The following is a 15,002-nucleotide window of genomic DNA, read 5'->3' on the forward strand; positions in this document are numbered from 1 at the left end:
CCATGCGCTCTCTGCTGATCATCCTCCGCCTCGGCATCAAGGAAATCTACAGCCTGGCCCGCGACCCGGTGCTGATGGGGTTGATCATCTATACCTTCAGCGTCAGCGTCTACACCGTCGCCGACGGTGTCGAGACCGAGCTCAGGGACGCGGCAATCGCCATCGTCGACGAAGATGATTCCGTTCTGTCGCACCGCCTCAGGGGGGCATTCCTGCCACCCTATTTCAAGCCACCAGCCATCATCGGTATCGCCGATGTGGACACGGTACTCGACAGCGGCAGATACACATTCGTGCTCGATATCCCGGCGAACTTCGAGATGGATGTTCAGCGGGGGCGCCTTCCGGCAGTGCAGCTCAATGTCGATGCGACCGCCATGACCATCGCCGGGAACGGCGCCGGGTACATTTCATCTATTGTCGATCAGGAGGTCGCCCGCTTCATGAGCCGGGCGGAACCGAACGCCAACGCGGCAGCGGCCCTGCAGATCAGGGTGAAGTATAACCCGAACCTTGAAGCCGTCTGGTTCAACGCCGTGATGGAGGTGGTGAACAACATCATCGTCATGGCCGTCATTCTTGCCGGCGCGGCAGTGATCCGCGAACGCGAGCATGGCACCATCGAGCATCTGCTGGTCATGCCTGTGACGGCAGTGGAAATCATGATCTCGAAGATCTGGGCGAACGGTCTGGTCATTGTCACCGCCGCGCTGCTGTCGCTGGAAATCGTTGTGCACCGGGGCCTCGGCGTGCCCCTGACAGGATCGATCCCCCTGTTCGCATTCGGCGCTTCGGTTTTCCTGTTTTCGATCGCGGCACTCGGCGTGATGCTGTCGACCTTCACCCGGTCAATGCCCCAGTTCGCCCTGCTTGCGATCCCGGTCATTGTCATTCTGCACCTGCTGTCGGGAAGCCAGACGCCGCTGGAGAGCATGCCGGAGATGCTGCAACGGATCATGCAGCTGTCCCCCGCGACGCATTTCGTCCGGTTCTCGCAAGCCGTGATTTACCGGGACGCGCCGATCACCCTGATCTGGCCGGAGCTGGCCATCATGTTTGGTATCGGCTGCCTCTTTTTCGCGATGGCCCTGTCGCGCTTTCGCATCGCCATGGGCACGCGCTAGAGCAGTTGGCTACTCGCCTGCCTCGCGCAAGGCCGCATCATAGAGGTTCGGCCCCGCAAATTCCCGGTCATGGGTCAGGGACGGCACCTTGCCGCGTGCTTCGTCGACCTTTGCAAGATCGATCTCGGCCGTGATGATGCCCGGCTCCTCGCCCGCATCGGCCAGCACCTCGCCCCACGGCGCGACAATGATCGAGTGGCCGTAGGTCTGGCGTCCCTTGGAGTGGGTGCCGCACTGGGCGGCGGAGACCACGAAACACCCATTCTCGATCGCCCGGGCCCGCTGCAGAACGTGCCAGTGCGCTTCACCGGTCACCTTGGTGAAGGCGGCCGGAGCGAACAGCACCTTGGCGCCCGCCTGGGCGAGGGAGCGGTAGAGATAGGGGAAGCGGATATCGTAGCAGATGGTCAGCCCGAATGTGCCCCAGGGGGTCTCGGCGAGAACGCCTTCCTCACCGGGTTTGTAGGATGCCGACTCCCGATAGACCTGACCATCGCCAACTTGCACGTCGAACATGTGGATCTTGGTGTAGCGCGCGGCAATGTTGCCGTCGGGCGCGATCAGGAAGCTGCGGTTGGCAAGCCGCTCGTCATCCGCAAGCTTGACGGAGAGCGAGCCCGCATGCAGCCAAACACCGAGCTCAGCCGCGAGGCCACGGAAGGCGATGAGCACTTCATGCTCTTCCTCCAGCTTCGCCTTGGCCCGCGCCGCCGGTTTGTCCGGCTCGAACATGCCGACGATTTCCGGGGTGGTGATGAAGTGCGCGCCACGCGCCTTCGCCTCCCGGATCATCGGCGAGACCTCGGCGATATTCACCGCCGGGTCCGGCTTCGAGTTGGTCTGGACGCACGCTACGGTGAATTTCGACATCGGATCGATCCCCTGAACAGACGCTTAGGAGGCTTTCGCCTGCAACATTTCGTCGAGCTTACCACTCGCTTCCAGCGCCGCCAATTCGTCCGATCCGCCGATCCCGGCGCCGTCGATGAAAATCTGCGGCACGGTATAGCGCCCGTTTGCCTTCTCGGTCATCTCGGCGCGCTTCGAGCTGCTGGTGCTGACGTCGATTTCCGTGAAAGGCACGCCCTTCGACTCCAGAAGCTTTTTCGCGCGAACGCAGAACGGGCAAAACATGGTCGTATAGATTTCGACCTCGGCCATCGGGTGATCTCCTTGAGAATGCTTACCGCACCCAAATAGGGACGCTGAGCCCGTCAATCCAGCATTTCGCGCGGACGGGCGCAAGCGGCTGAATATCACGATCCCATGCATGGACTAAAGAACACGCGCCAGCGTCAGGAAACTGACCGGCCCCGCACCCGCCCTACGGCATGCCCGGATACAGGCTTCCGCTGTGGCGCCGGAGGTCCAGACATCGTCGATCAGGAGAATACGCCGTCCCGCGATCCGCTCACGCCGGTCGGGGCGGACCGCAAATGCACCGCGCACATTCAGTGTGCGCGCCTTTTTGCCAAGCCCTCCCTGACTTGGTGTGCGCTTCACCCGGACAAGCGACCGCGGGTCGGTCGGCAGTCCCGTCAGCCGCGCAAGATCCGCCGCCAGCAGGGCCGACTGGTTGAAACGCCGCCTGATCCGGCGCCAGGGATGCAGTGGCACCGGCACGATGATCACCGGCTCCAACAACAGATCCCCACCCGCCAATACCATCCAGCGAGCGAACAGACGGGACAGCGTCTCGTCCCCGCCATGTTTGAAGCGCAGGACCATCTCCCGGCTGGCATCGTCGTAGGCCAGCGCAGAGCGGGCAACATCGAACAAGGGCGGGACCGCCATACAGGCGCCGCACAGGGATCCGGCACCAACTTCATATTCGAAGGGCAACCCGCAGCCGGCACACCAGGGCGGCCCGAGAAACGTTACCGATGCCCAGCACTCCGCACAAAGGCCGTCGTCCTCAACCACCAGCGCGCCGCACTTCTTGCAGCGCGGCGGCAACACCAGATCGAACAGCCTCCGTCCGAAATGCACGGCCGGCCTCGCCAGACTTCCGATCATGCCACCGCCACGCTCCCCCACCTTTCCGGCCCGACATTCAAGGCATGGGACGGCCAGAAACATTTCCCCGGCGCCCGCGATGGACTATATCGGCGCCATGACCGATCAGATGCTCGTCTTCGACCGCCAGCAGGTCCGCCGTAACCGGGACCGCGCCGCCCCAGGCTTCGCCGACCATGATTTCCTGAAAAGGGAGATCTCCGAGCGTGTCGCGGACCGCATGGGCGACATCCAGCGCCAGTTTCCGCGTCTGCTCGATCTCGGCTGCCACAGCGGCCTGCTGCGCGACAGCCTGGACCCGCGCCTTGGTGTCGAATGGATCGTCGGGATGGACCCGTCAGAACGGTTCGCAATACAGGCTTCTCAGAACGGCCCGGCGCTGGCCGCCGAAGAAGAACTCCTGCCTTTCGCGCCCGCCAGCTTCGACGCCGTCGTCAGCGCGCTTTCGCTGCATTGGGTGAACGATCTGCCGGGTGCGCTCGTGCAGGCCCGGCAATGCCTGAAGCCGGACGGCCTTTTCCTCGGTGCCATGCTCGGCGGCGAGACCCTGCACGAGTTGCGCGCGGTGTTGACGGAAGCGGAAAGCGACGTGCTCGGCGGTGCCGGCCCGCGCGTTTCCCCCTTCGCCGAACTGCAGGATGCGGCCGGCCTGATGCAACGGGCCGGGTTCGCGTTGCCGGTGGTCGACAGCGATCTGCTGGCGGTGACCTATGAGAATGCCTTCCTCCTGATGCGCGAGCTTCGCGGCATGGGCGAAGGCAACGCCGTGGCAGCCCGGCGCAAGAGCCTCACACCGAAGAGCGTTTTCCTGCGCGCGGCCGAAATCTACCAGCAGCGCCACAGCACGCCCGACGGCCGGATCGCCGCAAGTTTCCAGATCCTCTATCTGACGGGCTGGGCGCCGCATGCTTCGCAACAGAAGCCCCTGCGGCCAGGCAGCGCCGCGCACCGGCTTGCCGACGCGCTGGAAGCGACGGAGCGGCCAGCCGGAGACATCGCGGCTCCAGGCCGAAAGGCGCCTTAGGCGCCGTGATCCGGGACGGTCTGCGCCACCTTCCGGGAAACAAGCCCTTCGGGACCGCTGACGGTGCATTTCAGATCCCGGATCCGGCCATCCCCGAGACCGTAGGCCCAGCCGTGCAGATGCAACGGCGTGCCTGCTTCCCAGGTCGCCCGGACGATCGGTGTGCGGGCGAGTGTCTGCACCTGCGCCCTGACATTCAGCTCGCACAGCCTGTTGTGCCGCTCATCGTCTCCGGAGCAGGTGTGAAGCTCGTCCTCGTAACGCTCGGCGACATCGCGGATGGGCTGCAGCCAGTGATCGACGATGCCATGTGCATTGCCGTCCACCGCCGCATGGACGCCTCCGCAACCGTAATGGCCGCAAACGATCACATGCTTGACGTGCAACACGCCGATGGCGAATTCCAGCACCGACAGAAGATTCAGATCGCCGGGGTGCACCAGATTCGCGACATTGCGATGCACGAAGACCTCACCGGGCGCGAGCCCCGTGATGACGTTCGCCGGCACCCGGCTGTCCGAACAGCCGATCCACAGATAGTCCGGGGTCTGCAAGCCGGACAGGCGCTCAAAATAGTGCGGGTCTTCAAGCAGTTTTCCTTCGGCCCACTCCACATTGTGCTGCAGCAGACCGGACAAATCCGGAATTGACGCCATCCATACCTCCAAAGGCAAGTCGGATGGATATAAGCGCTGACGGCCCGTCGCGAAAGGAAAATGCCCGTATCAGCGCGCCAGACCGGCTTTCACCAGATAATCGGCCGCCTCAAGGATGCGCGTGTGGTCCCTCAGTTCAAGGATAAGGCGGGGATTGGAGGTCAGCGCGGAAAGTGCCCGGAAAACCGACGCCCAGCGGATCGTTCCCTCACCCATCACCCAGTGCCGGTCGGCATAACCGTCCGCGTCCTGCAGGTGCACATGCTCCAGCATGTTGCCGGCGGCGACCATGAAATAGTCAACCGGCGGCGCGCCAGTCGAGCCGTGAGCGTAATGCGCATGCCCGGTGTCGATAGAGACGCGCACCTGTTCGCTCCCGAAAGACTCAGCCAGCCGGACACGCCAGCGCGGGTCGATATCCTCGACATTCTCGATGACGAGCGTCACACCGATTGCCTCGGCGCGCTTCACCGCCTCGCCCAGCACGGCATGCACCCGTCCGATCGCATCGTCCATGCTGCCGGGCTTGTTGTCGAAATTGTTGTGGTCCCAGGTGGTGAACGGGCTGTGCACGACCATTTGCGTCGCGCCGATTTCTTCGCAGGCATCGAGCCCCTGCATCATCCGCTTCTTCACGACATCACGGACATCCGGGTCCATCGTGTCGATGGTGAAGCCAAAGAACGGGCCATGAATGCCAAGCCGGCCGCTATGCCCGGACAGTTGTTTCTTTATCTCCGCCGCCAGCGTTTTCCAGTCGCCGTTCAGAACCTCTACCTTGACGAAGTCCTGGATTTCCAGATCGCGCTGGCCGTCGATCAACCAGTCCCGGTAATGCGCGAGCATGCGAGCAGGCATGGCCGCACCAAGGGTCGGCAAAGGCACAGATGCGGCATCAGTCATAGTCATGGCTCCGGTTCATGAGGCGATGGTGTCACTCTGGATTGACAGAGTGTCGCCTGTCTCCGGTCCGCATAAAATCAAAACTTTCCTGACAATCAGAAGGTTTTTGACACCGGGTTGATCCACCGCAGCAACGAAACCGCTACCACAATTTCACAAAATGGACCTGTAACGCCCCGGACAAAAAATCGTCCGCGCCTATTCCTGCTCGGTAAAAGAATCCGCAAAGCGTTCGCGCACGGCCACAATTTCATCGAAGTTCGCCATGAAAAGATCCACACCCTGCGGATCGAAATGGCGGCCCCGTTCCTCTTCCATGAGGCTCACGATGCGGTCCAGCGGCCAAGCCTTCTTGTAGCAACGATCGCTACCGAGAGCATCGAACACATCTGCAATCGCCGTCAGCCGGCCATAGATGTGAATATCGTCACCCTTCTTGCCATGGGGATAGCCGGAGCCATCCCATTTCTCATGGTGCTCAAGCGCAATGACGGAGGCCGCCTTCAGGATCTTCCGACTGGAACCGGCAAGCATCCTGTGCCCGAGTGCGGCGTGGGATTTCATGATCTCCCACTCCTCGGGATCGAGTTTGCCGGGCTTGTTCAAAATCGCATCCGGGACGCCGATCTTGCCGATGTCGTGCAACGGCGAAGCCAGCTTGAACAGTTCGACCTCTTCTTCCTCAAGCCCGTAGGCGGCGGCGAGGATACGGCTGATTTCGGCGACCCGCTTCACATGGTTTCCGGTTTCCTGTGACCGGGTCTCCACCGCTTCACCGAGCATATAGACGATCTCGCGCTGGGTGCTGGCGACATCCTCATGCAACAGCGCGTTTTCGAAGGCGATGGAAACATTCTGGATGAAAAGCTCCAGAAGGCGCTGGTCCACGTCGCTGATCGAACCGACGCCGGACATATAGGTCAGGTTGACGGCACCCTGGCGATCTTCGAAAAAGCCGACGAAATCACCGTCTCCATAATGGCTCGCCCGGCCCTTGATCGCCTCTTCCAGCCGGCCAACCACATCTTTGGGCAGGACGTGCTTTGCATCGTCTCCCGCATAGGAGCCAAAAGCGCCGGTCGCGGCAAGAATACGGAGTTTGTCTCCAGAAAAGGAGGCAGCAAGACCACCGGGTGCCGACGCGTCCTTGTGCATATAAACGGCGCTCGGGTCGAGGTGGAGAAGCGCGGTGAGCTGCTCAAGCGCTCCTTCGGCGAACTTGTTCATCGACTTGAGCTCGAACACGTTGGCCGAGGCCTTGATCACCTGTTCCAGTCCGCGTTTGTTCTGCTCGATCGTCACGATATCCCGATAGGACCTGAGCGAGCTGCACAACAGGGTGAACAGTTTCGTCGCGGTAAGGTCGGTCTTCTCTTTGTAATCGTTGATATCGTAATCGGCGATGACCTTCCGCTCTGGCGCCTGGCCGGGCTGGCCGGTCCGGAGGACGATACGGGAGCGCCAGTTATTGAGGTCCCCACGAATATACCGGGCCACCTGCAGGCCCGCATCCTCGGTCTCCATGACCACGTCCAGCAGGATCAGCGCCGCGTCCTGGTGATCGGCCAAAACTTCCTTGGCTTCCGCCCCGGAATAACAGCTGATGAAACTCAGCCCGCGACCCGCGAACTCGAAATCCGCCAACGTCAGCTTGGTGACGTCGTGCATGCCCGGATCATCGTCGATGATTACGACTTTCCATTTTGAGTCTGCCGCTGGAGCCCGGCCCAGGTCGGCCTCGCCATTGTCCTCAGCGGCAAAAATGAGGTCGTCATCATCAGTCATCGACAGTCTCCGACTTGATCGGGAGGGTTATGTCGAAACGCGTTCCCTCTCCGGGATTACTGAAACAGCGAATGGTGCCGGCCAGTGTTGTTGTCACCAAGTTATACACAATATGCATGCCGAGTCCGCTACCACCGGACCCGCGCCGGGTGGTAAAAAACGGCTCGAAAATGCGCTCCCGTACCGCAGCATTCATGCCTCGTCCGTCATCCTCGAAACTGATCCTGACCTGATCGTCGAAAAGTATCGTCCGAATCAAGATCTGCCCCCGGTTTTCCTGCCCCTGGCCTTCTTGCCCGAAGGCATGTGTCAGTGCATTCACCAGCAAGTTCGAGAGAATTTGGGAGAACGCTCCAGGGAAGCTATCGATAACAACATTCGCATCGGCTTCCAGGACCAGATCGACATTCGGATAGGCTCTGAGCTGCGGCTTCAGGCTTTGAATGATTTCGGACAAGTATGAATCGACGTTGAACGTCCGACGCTCTTCACTCGACTGATCGACGGCAACTTGCTTGAAGCTCCGGATCAACTCGGCTGCCCTGTTCAGGTTGCTCTCGATGATCCGGCTGCCCTCATCGGCAATCGAAAGATATCCCTCAAGCTGAGAGCGCTTTACGGTGTTGCTTCCAAAAGCAGCCCCGATCTTGAGTGTCTCTTCGCGAACATGCGTCGACGCGGTCAAGGCCGTTCCAATCGGCGTATTGATCTCGTGCGCAACCCCGGCCACAAGACCTCCAAGAGACGCCATTTTCTCCGCCTGGACCAGCTCGTCCTGCGCCAGTTCAAGATCCCAGAGGGCCTGCCGCAAACGCTCCTCGGCCTGTTTCTGCTCGGTCACGTCCACCGCAATCGTGACAACGCTTCCATCCCCGACGGGGTGACGCCGCACGCTGAAGGCCTTGCCTGCTCTGGATGTATATTCGAAGGGGCGCGCGGTCGGAGCAGCCAAAGACGCCAGAACAGTTTCGCGAGTCCGCTCCGGTTGGGGACCATAGTCACCCCGCTCGGCCACATAGCGAATTATTTCAGTGTAGTCGCAGCCAGTTTCCATCATCTCGCGCGGGACATCGAGAATGCCCCGTAGCTGGTCATTGGCCACGACGATTTTCATGTTCTCGTCCGTCAGGATGATCCCTGCAGGCGCATTGTTGATGGTTGATCGCAGCTGCTCTTCCTTGCGCGACAACTCAACCTCGATTTTCTTCCGGCTGGAGATGTCAAGATGCCAGACGATAGCCGCCTTCTTGCCGGTAAAGACAATCGGGCGCGAATAATGAATGCACCACCAGGTTGATCCGTCACGACGTTTGCGGAGGAGTTCCAGGTCCGAAACGGGGTTCTTGGCAAAACCCATGCTGCGAACGAAGTCCAGGGTTTCGGGATCGGCAAACGTCTCGGCCGCCCCCCATTCTGAAAGCGGCGTCCCGGTCGGTATCTTGAACATTCTGGCCATCGCCTCGTTTGCGTAGAGGCGGTTATGGTCATGCGCCTCAACGATCGTGATACCGATCGGGCTGAGATCAAGAAGCTGCTTAAGGTTGCGTTCGCTTTCCTTGAGACGCTCCGCGCTTTGCTGGAGTTCCAGTTCAGCCGCTCGCCGCTCGCTGATGTCGCGCACGATGGCACAGAAAAACTTGTGACCCGGAACCGTAACCTCGTTCACTGACAATTCGATTGGGAAGGTCTCCCCGTTCGCGCGCTGAGCGGAGAGTTCCGTAGTCGCTCCCATGATCCGGCTTTCCCCGGTGAGCAGATAGTTGTTGATAAGGTTTTGGTGGTCCTCTGCAACACTCTGCTCCATCAGGACTGCGACCGGCTTGCCGACAAGACTACTCGGCTCATATCCGAATATTGTTTCGACAGCCTGGTTCGCCGACGTAATCCGTCCATCTGGATCGACGCTGATAATCGCATCGGCGGCGCTGTCGATGGTGTTGCGATACTTCGCTTCGCTGAATTCAAGCTCCGCCTGGATAGCCTTGCGCTTCGAAATTTCAGCACGAAGCTCGGCTGTTCTCTGCTCGACCAATTCTTCCTGATCATTGTTCAGGGTCTGGATCTCGTTGAGACGCTCAACACGCTCGGTGACATCCATCAGAGTGCCGCAGACGGCCGTCTTCCGGCCATTCTCGAACAGGGGCCCTACCCGAGCCTCTACCGAGCGAACGCTGCCATCCGGGCGAAGAATGCGGCATTCGGTAGCGCTCTCGGAGTCAATCTTCCAGGCCTGGCGAAACCAGCGGTTTATTTCATCCCGCTCTTCACGGTGCACAGACAGCAGAAACGAGTTCCATTCCGCCGTTGTGCTGGCCTGATCCAGACCGAGAATACGGAATGCTCCGTCCGACCAGAAAATATTGTCGCCGTCGAGCGTCCAGTACCAGTATCCAATCTGCCCGATCCGCTCCGCATGGCCCCACGCCGTGATTTCCGGCAGCGAGTTCACTACCGACGGCTCGGAGCTATCGGCGGAAGCACCCGATCTCAGATGCAAGAAATAATATCCCGCCAATCCGGTGATGGCGGTAACCACAACCGCCTGCTCTAAAATCCAGAATGGGCCAGAGATCGCCTGCCCCAAAAACCACCAGAGAGCGCCGCCATGGAGCGCGAAAACAGTCCCCACGACAGCGGGCAACCAAACGCAGATGCGCCAGTCTGATTTCCGATTGAAAGCCCGATGCATTCCGTCGAAGTTCCCCGCAATTTTAGAAAATGCACGCTAAAGGCCAGATGTTAAGAACCGGTAAAACCTCATATTACTCAATGTAAGATGAACGCAGGATACCCCCGGCACCGGTCTCCTTCCGGCGCGGACATTGTACTTTTCTTCAGCGCCCATCAGAGTGGTCGCATCAGAGTCATGAAACAAAATCAGGCAGGGGGCCGGGATGGGAGCTTTCGATCTAAGCGGCAAGGTCGCCGCGGTAACGGGTGGCAACGGCGGCATCGGCCTGGCGATGGCCGAAGGACTTGCCAAAGCTGGTGCGTCAATCATGGTGATCGGGCGCAATCCCGATAAGAACAACGTCGCCGAAGGGAAGCTGACAGCGCTCGGCGTCAAGGCCAGCGCCTTTGCAGCAGACGTGACCAGCGAAGAGGATTGCGCCGCCGCCATGGCCGCAACGAAAGAGCGGTTCGGTCGCCTCGATATCCTGATCAACAATGCCGGCACCAATATCCGCAACGTGCCGCACAAGCTGTCGTTGCAGGACTGGCGGACAGTCATCGATACCAATCTGACCAGCGCCTTCATCTGCAGCAATGCCGCCTATCCGCTGCTATCGAAAGAGGGCGGCAAAATCATTAATATCGGCTCCATGCTGTCGATTTTCGGCTCAAGCTACGGCGCTGCCTATGCTGCCAGCAAGGGCGGCATCGTCCAGCTCACCAAATCGCAGGCCGTGGCCTGGGCACCCGAAAACATCCAGGTAAACGCCATCCTGCCCGGCTGGATCAATACCGACCTGACCCGGCAGGCCCGCATCGATGTCGACGGCCTGCACGACCGCATTCAGGGCCGCACCCCGGCCGAACGCTGGGGCGACCCAGAAGACCTTGCCGGCGTCGCGGTTTTCCTGTCTGCCTCCGCGTCCGATTTCGTGACCGGCACGGCCATTCCGGTCGATGGCGGCTTCTCCGTGAACATCTGATTTCCGCACTCCAGCTCCTTGAGGACAATTATGACCGGCAAACCCATCGATGAGGTTCTGAACTGGCTGGATGGCCAGCGTGATGCCATGACCGACCTGCTCGAAGAGCTGGTGAACACGGAATCCGGCACCTACAACAAGCCTGGCGTCGATGCCGTCGGCGCGAAGATCGAAGCGCATCTGAATGCCGCCGGGATCAAGACTGAACGCACCGGCGCCGAGAGCTTCGGGGATTGCATCCGGGCCGAGATCTCGGCCGCTCCGGGTGGGGCCAACCGGCATATCGTGCTGATGGGCCACCGGGACACCGTGTTTCCCGACGGCACCGTCGCCGACCGTCCCTTCACCAAGGACGGCGATGTTGCCTACGGCCCTGGTGTCGCCGACATGAAGTCCGGCCTGGTGATGAACACCTTCATCATGGAAGCCTTCCACAAGTTCGGCGGTGCGCCATTCCCGCTGGTTGCGCTCTATACCGGCGACGAGGAAATCGGCTCACCCTCCGGGCGCCCGGTGATCGAGGCCACGGCGCGCGGCGCACGGGCGGTCTTCAATGCGGAGCCCGGCCGTGAGACCGGTAACGTCGTGACCGGCCGCAAGGGCGCCTCCTTCTTCAAGTTCGAGATTGCCGGTGTCGCCGCCCATTCCGGCGGCCAGCCCGAGAAAGGCGTCAGTGCGATCGAGGAAATGGCCCGCAAGATCCAGGCCCTGCATGCGCTGACGAATTTCGAAACCGGCGTCACGGTGAATGTCGGCCTTCTTTCCGGCGGCAGCTCCGTCAACACAGTCGCCCCGCTCTGCTCCGCCGAAGTGGATGTCCGGTTCAAGACCATGGAGCAACGGGACCAGGTCTGGCGCGACATTCAGGAGATCCTCGACACCACGCACCTGCCGGGTACGGAAACCCGCGTCGTTCAGGAGCGCGGGTTCCTGCCACTGACCATGTCGGGCGACAGCCAGAATATCTTCGATATCTATGTCAACGGTGCCTCCGAACTCGGCATGACCATCGACGGTGAGTTTTCCGGCGGCAGCGCGGATAGCGGTTTCACCGCCCAGGTCGGCACCCCGACCCTCTGCTCCACCGGGCCGGTCGGCGGCGGCGCGCACTCGATCAACGAGTATTGCCGGCTGGATACGCTTGTGCCGCGCGCAAAGGCAGTTGCGCTGGCGATCTCCCGCCTGAATGTCTGATCTTGGTTCGGGAAGCTGTTAGACTCCCGACCATCTGGACTTTCGTGCTGTCCGGAAGCATCTCTCTTTGAGGGATCGTCTGTCTTAGAGAATTAGCGCGGGGGAGATTTCGACTATGGCACGCGTTTTGGTTCTCTTTGCACATCCGAGAACCGACCGGTCCGTCGCGAACACGGCCCTCGTGGCCGCCGCACGTTCCATCGATGGCGTCGAGCTTGTCGATCTCTATGCCGAATATCCGGATTTCGATATCGATATCGACCGGGAACAGCAGCGCCTGCTGGAGGCGGACATCCTGGTGCTCCAGCATCCGGTCTATTGGTATTCCTGCCCCGCCCTGCTGAAGGAATGGCTGGATCTGGTATTCGAGCACGGGTTTGCCTACGGCTCGGAGGGAACAGCACTTGCCGGCAAGCCGATGCTTCAGGTCGCCACCTGCGGCACGGCCCGGGAAGCCTACAAGAAGCGGGGAAAATACCAGAACGAGCTGCGGACATTGTTCTCGCCCTTCGAGCAAACCGCGAAGTTCTGCGACATGACCTATCTTGCCCCCTTCGGGGTTTTCTCGGCGGAAGATGCCAAGGATGAAAAGCGTCTGGACGGAATCGTCACCGATTACCACCGCGTGCTGACAGCCTTGCGTGACGGTACGCTCGACCTGGAAAAAGCCGCCGCAGCACCTCTGCTGAACGATGTCCTCGACGAGGTTATCGCCACCCCGGAACAGGCAGCCGTCTGATGGGATTTTTTCAGGACGCGTTCATCTACCTGCTGGCAGCCGTCATTGCCGTTACGGTCTCCCACAGGCTCGGTCTCGGCTCCGTGCTCGGCTATCTCTTCGCCGGCATCGCCATCGGTCCCGTTCTTGGTGTCGTCGCCGGCGCAGAGACCGAGACGGTGAAGCATTTCGCCGAGTTCGGCGTGGTCATCATGCTCTTCCTGATCGGCCTTGAGCTTGAGCCGCAAATGATCTGGCGAATGCGCTGGCAGCTTCTCGGGCTCGGCGGACTGCAGGTCACGCTGACGACTGCGACACTGACAGCGGCAGCGATGGCAGCAGGGTTCGCCTGGCAAACAGCCCTCGTCATCGGCATGACGCTCGCGCTCTCCTCCACCGCCATCGTCCTGCAAACCCTGAACGAGAAGGGCTGGATGCGATCTCGGGGCGGGCAGTCATCCTTTTCCGTCCTGCTTTTCCAGGATATCGCGGTCATCCCGATGCTCGCCCTGTTACCGCTACTCGCGGTCGGCGACCCAGCGGCGATGGCCGCCGGCAATGCGGGACATCAGGGAAGCATGCTCGACGGCTTTCCCGGCTGGTTCCAGACGCTTGTGATCGTCGCCACGATTGCCTTCATCATTCTGAGCGGACGCTTTCTTGTCCGGCCGGCCTTCCGACTGATAGCGGCGTCACAGATGCGGGAACTCTTCACCGCAGCCGCCCTGCTGATCGTCGTCTCCACCGCCCTGCTGATGGACCTCGTCGGGGTCTCCGCCGCGCTCGGGGCCTTCCTCGCCGGTGTCGTGCTCTCGACCAGCGAGTACCGGCACGCGATCGAGAGCGATATCGAGCCGTTCAAGGGACTGCTGCTCGGTCTCTTCTTCATCTCCGTCGGTGCGGGCATTGATTTCGGGCTGCTGTTCTCCGAGTTCTTCCTGATCATCGGCATCGCGCTCGGCATCATTCTGGTCAAGGCCTTGGTGCTGCTCGCGCTAGCAGGTATTTTCCGGCTGCCCTGGCAGGACACCTGGATGTTCGGACTCGGTCTAGCCCAGGCCGGCGAATTCGCCTTCGTACTATTCGGCTTTGCCGGATCGAGCGGCGCCATTGCCGGCAGCCTGGTCGAGATCCTGATCCTCTCCGTTGCCGTCACCATGCTGCTGACGCCGCTGCTTTTCATCCTGTTCGAGCGCTATGTCCTGCCGCGGACAGTCAGCACGACCAACCGTGAGGCTGACGAAATTCCGGAACCGGGCACCGTAGTTATCGCCGGTGTCGGCCGCGTCGGGCAGATCATCGCCCGCCTGCTGATGGCGGAGAATTACAAGATCGTGGTGCTCGACCACGATCCCAATCTGGTCGAACGGATGCGGCAGACCGGCGTGCATAGCTACTATGGCGATGCCACCCGGCCCGACCTGCTTGAGGCCGCCGGGCTCGGTGAGGCCGAAGTTCTGGTCGCGGCACTTGACGATCAGGATCAGCAGACCGCGCTCGTCCGGCATGTCGCGGAGCATTTCCCTAAATGCCGCATCGTCGCCCGTGCCTTCGACCGCCATCATCTCTACGAACTGGAGAAGGCCGGCGCCCATGCGATCGAACGCGAGGCCTTCGAGGGCGCGCTGATGCTCGGCCGCCGAACCTTGCGGGAACTCGGCTTGCATCCTTTCCGGGCCGAACAGAAAGTCCGCGCCTTCCGCCGCCACGACATGCAAACCGTCGATGTGTTGCGTGAATACTGGGGCGGCGCGGTCGGGAAAAAGTACCTCACCGCCGTTCGGGAACGTCTCGACGAGCTGATGCAGGTCATGCGCTCGGACCGCCTCGCCGGCAAGAACCTGCCCGATCGGGAATGGACGCCCCCACGCGGCGAGGATGCCGAGCGCTGAAATCTGGCATAAAGCTTGCGTTCTCTTTTTCTGG

The 15,002-nt window shown here is 61.0% G+C and carries 13 protein-coding genes; 6 read left to right on the forward strand and 7 right to left on the reverse strand.

Annotated elements, in window-relative coordinates:
* The first annotated feature begins 2 nt into the window (after nt 1-2).
* Entirely contained in the window at nt 3-1,124 is a 1,122-nt protein-coding gene (locus tag VOI22_RS12020) for an ABC transporter permease (protein WP_323796717.1), read from the forward strand.
* 9 nt (nt 1,125-1,133) lie between these two features.
* On the opposite strand, the gene VOI22_RS12025 is transcribed toward VOI22_RS12020, so the two are convergent.
* The 3 genes from VOI22_RS12025 to VOI22_RS12035 form a co-directional block, all read right to left on the reverse strand.
* Nucleotides 1,134-1,994 (reverse strand): carbon-nitrogen hydrolase family protein, encoded by an 861-nt coding sequence (locus tag VOI22_RS12025; protein WP_323796718.1) that lies wholly within the window; start codon nt 1,992-1,994, stop codon nt 1,134-1,136.
* A 24-nt stretch (nt 1,995-2,018) separates the two neighbouring features.
* Nucleotides 2,019-2,285 carry a glutaredoxin 3 gene (grxC, locus tag VOI22_RS12030; protein WP_323796719.1) on the reverse strand — a complete coding sequence of 89 codons (267 nt, stop codon included), beginning with the start codon at nt 2,283-2,285 and terminating at the stop codon, nt 2,019-2,021.
* Between the two features lie 114 nt (nt 2,286-2,399).
* The gene (locus tag VOI22_RS12035; RefSeq protein WP_323796720.1) at nt 2,400-3,140 is read right to left on the reverse strand and encodes a ComF family protein; all 741 of its coding nucleotides are present in this window, start codon (nt 3,138-3,140) and stop codon (nt 2,400-2,402) included.
* Nucleotides 3,141-3,219: 79 nt separating this feature from the next.
* On the opposite strand from VOI22_RS12035, the gene VOI22_RS12040 reads away from it, so the two are divergent.
* Nucleotides 3,220-4,164, forward strand: a complete 945-nt coding sequence (locus VOI22_RS12040) for a methyltransferase domain-containing protein (RefSeq protein ID WP_323796721.1) — start codon at nt 3,220-3,222, stop codon at nt 4,162-4,164.
* Here VOI22_RS12040 and VOI22_RS12045 read toward each other — a convergent pair.
* The 4 genes from VOI22_RS12045 to VOI22_RS12060 form a co-directional block, all read right to left on the reverse strand.
* On the reverse strand, nt 4,161-4,820 hold the full coding sequence (locus VOI22_RS12045; RefSeq protein WP_323796722.1) for a carbonic anhydrase: 660 nt from the start codon (nt 4,818-4,820) through the stop codon (nt 4,161-4,163). The genes VOI22_RS12040 and VOI22_RS12045 overlap by 4 nt on opposite strands.
* A 69-nt stretch (nt 4,821-4,889) precedes the next feature.
* Entirely contained in the window at nt 4,890-5,723 is an 834-nt protein-coding gene (locus VOI22_RS12050) for a sugar phosphate isomerase/epimerase family protein (protein ID WP_323796723.1), read from the reverse strand.
* Between the two features lie 198 nt (nt 5,724-5,921).
* On the reverse strand, nt 5,922-7,508 hold the full coding sequence (locus tag VOI22_RS12055) for a DUF3369 domain-containing protein (protein WP_323796724.1): 1,587 nt from the start codon (nt 7,506-7,508) through the stop codon (nt 5,922-5,924).
* Entirely contained in the window at nt 7,501-10,005 is a 2,505-nt protein-coding gene (locus tag VOI22_RS12060) for a PAS domain S-box protein (RefSeq protein ID WP_323796725.1), read from the reverse strand. Before VOI22_RS12060 ends, VOI22_RS12055 begins: the two co-directional genes overlap by 8 nt.
* 397 nt (nt 10,006-10,402) lie before the next feature.
* Here VOI22_RS12060 and VOI22_RS12065 point away from each other — a divergent pair, with 397 nt between their 5' ends.
* From VOI22_RS12065 to VOI22_RS12080, 4 genes are all read left to right on the forward strand, one after another.
* Nucleotides 10,403-11,164, forward strand: coding sequence for an SDR family NAD(P)-dependent oxidoreductase (locus tag VOI22_RS12065; protein ID WP_323796726.1), 762 nt, complete (start codon nt 10,403-10,405; stop codon nt 11,162-11,164).
* 30 nt (nt 11,165-11,194) lie between these two features.
* Entirely contained in the window at nt 11,195-12,358 is a 1,164-nt protein-coding gene (locus tag VOI22_RS12070) for a M20 family metallopeptidase (RefSeq protein ID WP_323796727.1), read from the forward strand.
* Nucleotides 12,359-12,473: 115 nt separating this feature from the next.
* Nucleotides 12,474-13,097, forward strand: a complete 624-nt coding sequence (locus tag VOI22_RS12075) for an NAD(P)H-dependent oxidoreductase (protein ID WP_323796728.1) — start codon at nt 12,474-12,476, stop codon at nt 13,095-13,097.
* Nucleotides 13,097-14,968 (forward strand): monovalent cation:proton antiporter-2 (CPA2) family protein, encoded by a 1,872-nt coding sequence (locus VOI22_RS12080; RefSeq protein WP_323796729.1) that lies wholly within the window; start codon nt 13,097-13,099, stop codon nt 14,966-14,968. Before VOI22_RS12075 ends, VOI22_RS12080 begins: the two co-directional genes overlap by 1 nt.
* The last annotated feature ends 34 nt before the right edge of the window (nt 14,969-15,002 follow it).

The sequence above is a fragment of the Nisaea sp. genome (genome assembly GCF_034670185.1).
Lineage (GTDB): Bacteria > Pseudomonadota > Alphaproteobacteria > Thalassobaculales > Thalassobaculaceae > Nisaea.

Coding starts and splice junctions, on each gene's coding strand:
- VOI22_RS12020 (WP_323796717.1), top strand. CDS start 3: ATGCGCTCTCTGCTGATCATCCTCCGCCTCGGCATCAAGGAAATCTAC.
- VOI22_RS12025 (WP_323796718.1), bottom strand. CDS start 1,994: ATGTCGAAATTCACCGTAGCGTGCGTCCAGACCAACTCGAAGCCGGAC.
- grxC (WP_323796719.1), bottom strand. CDS start 2,285: ATGGCCGAGGTCGAAATCTATACGACCATGTTTTGCCCGTTCTGCGTT.
- VOI22_RS12035 (WP_323796720.1), bottom strand. CDS start 3,140: ATGATCGGAAGTCTGGCGAGGCCGGCCGTGCATTTCGGACGGAGGCTG.
- VOI22_RS12040 (WP_323796721.1), top strand. CDS start 3,220: ATGGACTATATCGGCGCCATGACCGATCAGATGCTCGTCTTCGACCGC.
- VOI22_RS12045 (WP_323796722.1), bottom strand. CDS start 4,820: ATGGCGTCAATTCCGGATTTGTCCGGTCTGCTGCAGCACAATGTGGAG.
- VOI22_RS12050 (WP_323796723.1), bottom strand. CDS start 5,723: ATGACTGATGCCGCATCTGTGCCTTTGCCGACCCTTGGTGCGGCCATG.
- VOI22_RS12055 (WP_323796724.1), bottom strand. CDS start 7,508: ATGACTGATGATGACGACCTCATTTTTGCCGCTGAGGACAATGGCGAG.
- VOI22_RS12065 (WP_323796726.1), top strand. CDS start 10,403: ATGGGAGCTTTCGATCTAAGCGGCAAGGTCGCCGCGGTAACGGGTGGC.
- VOI22_RS12070 (WP_323796727.1), top strand. CDS start 11,195: ATGACCGGCAAACCCATCGATGAGGTTCTGAACTGGCTGGATGGCCAG.
- VOI22_RS12075 (WP_323796728.1), top strand. CDS start 12,474: ATGGCACGCGTTTTGGTTCTCTTTGCACATCCGAGAACCGACCGGTCC.
- VOI22_RS12080 (WP_323796729.1), top strand. CDS start 13,097: ATGGGATTTTTTCAGGACGCGTTCATCTACCTGCTGGCAGCCGTCATT.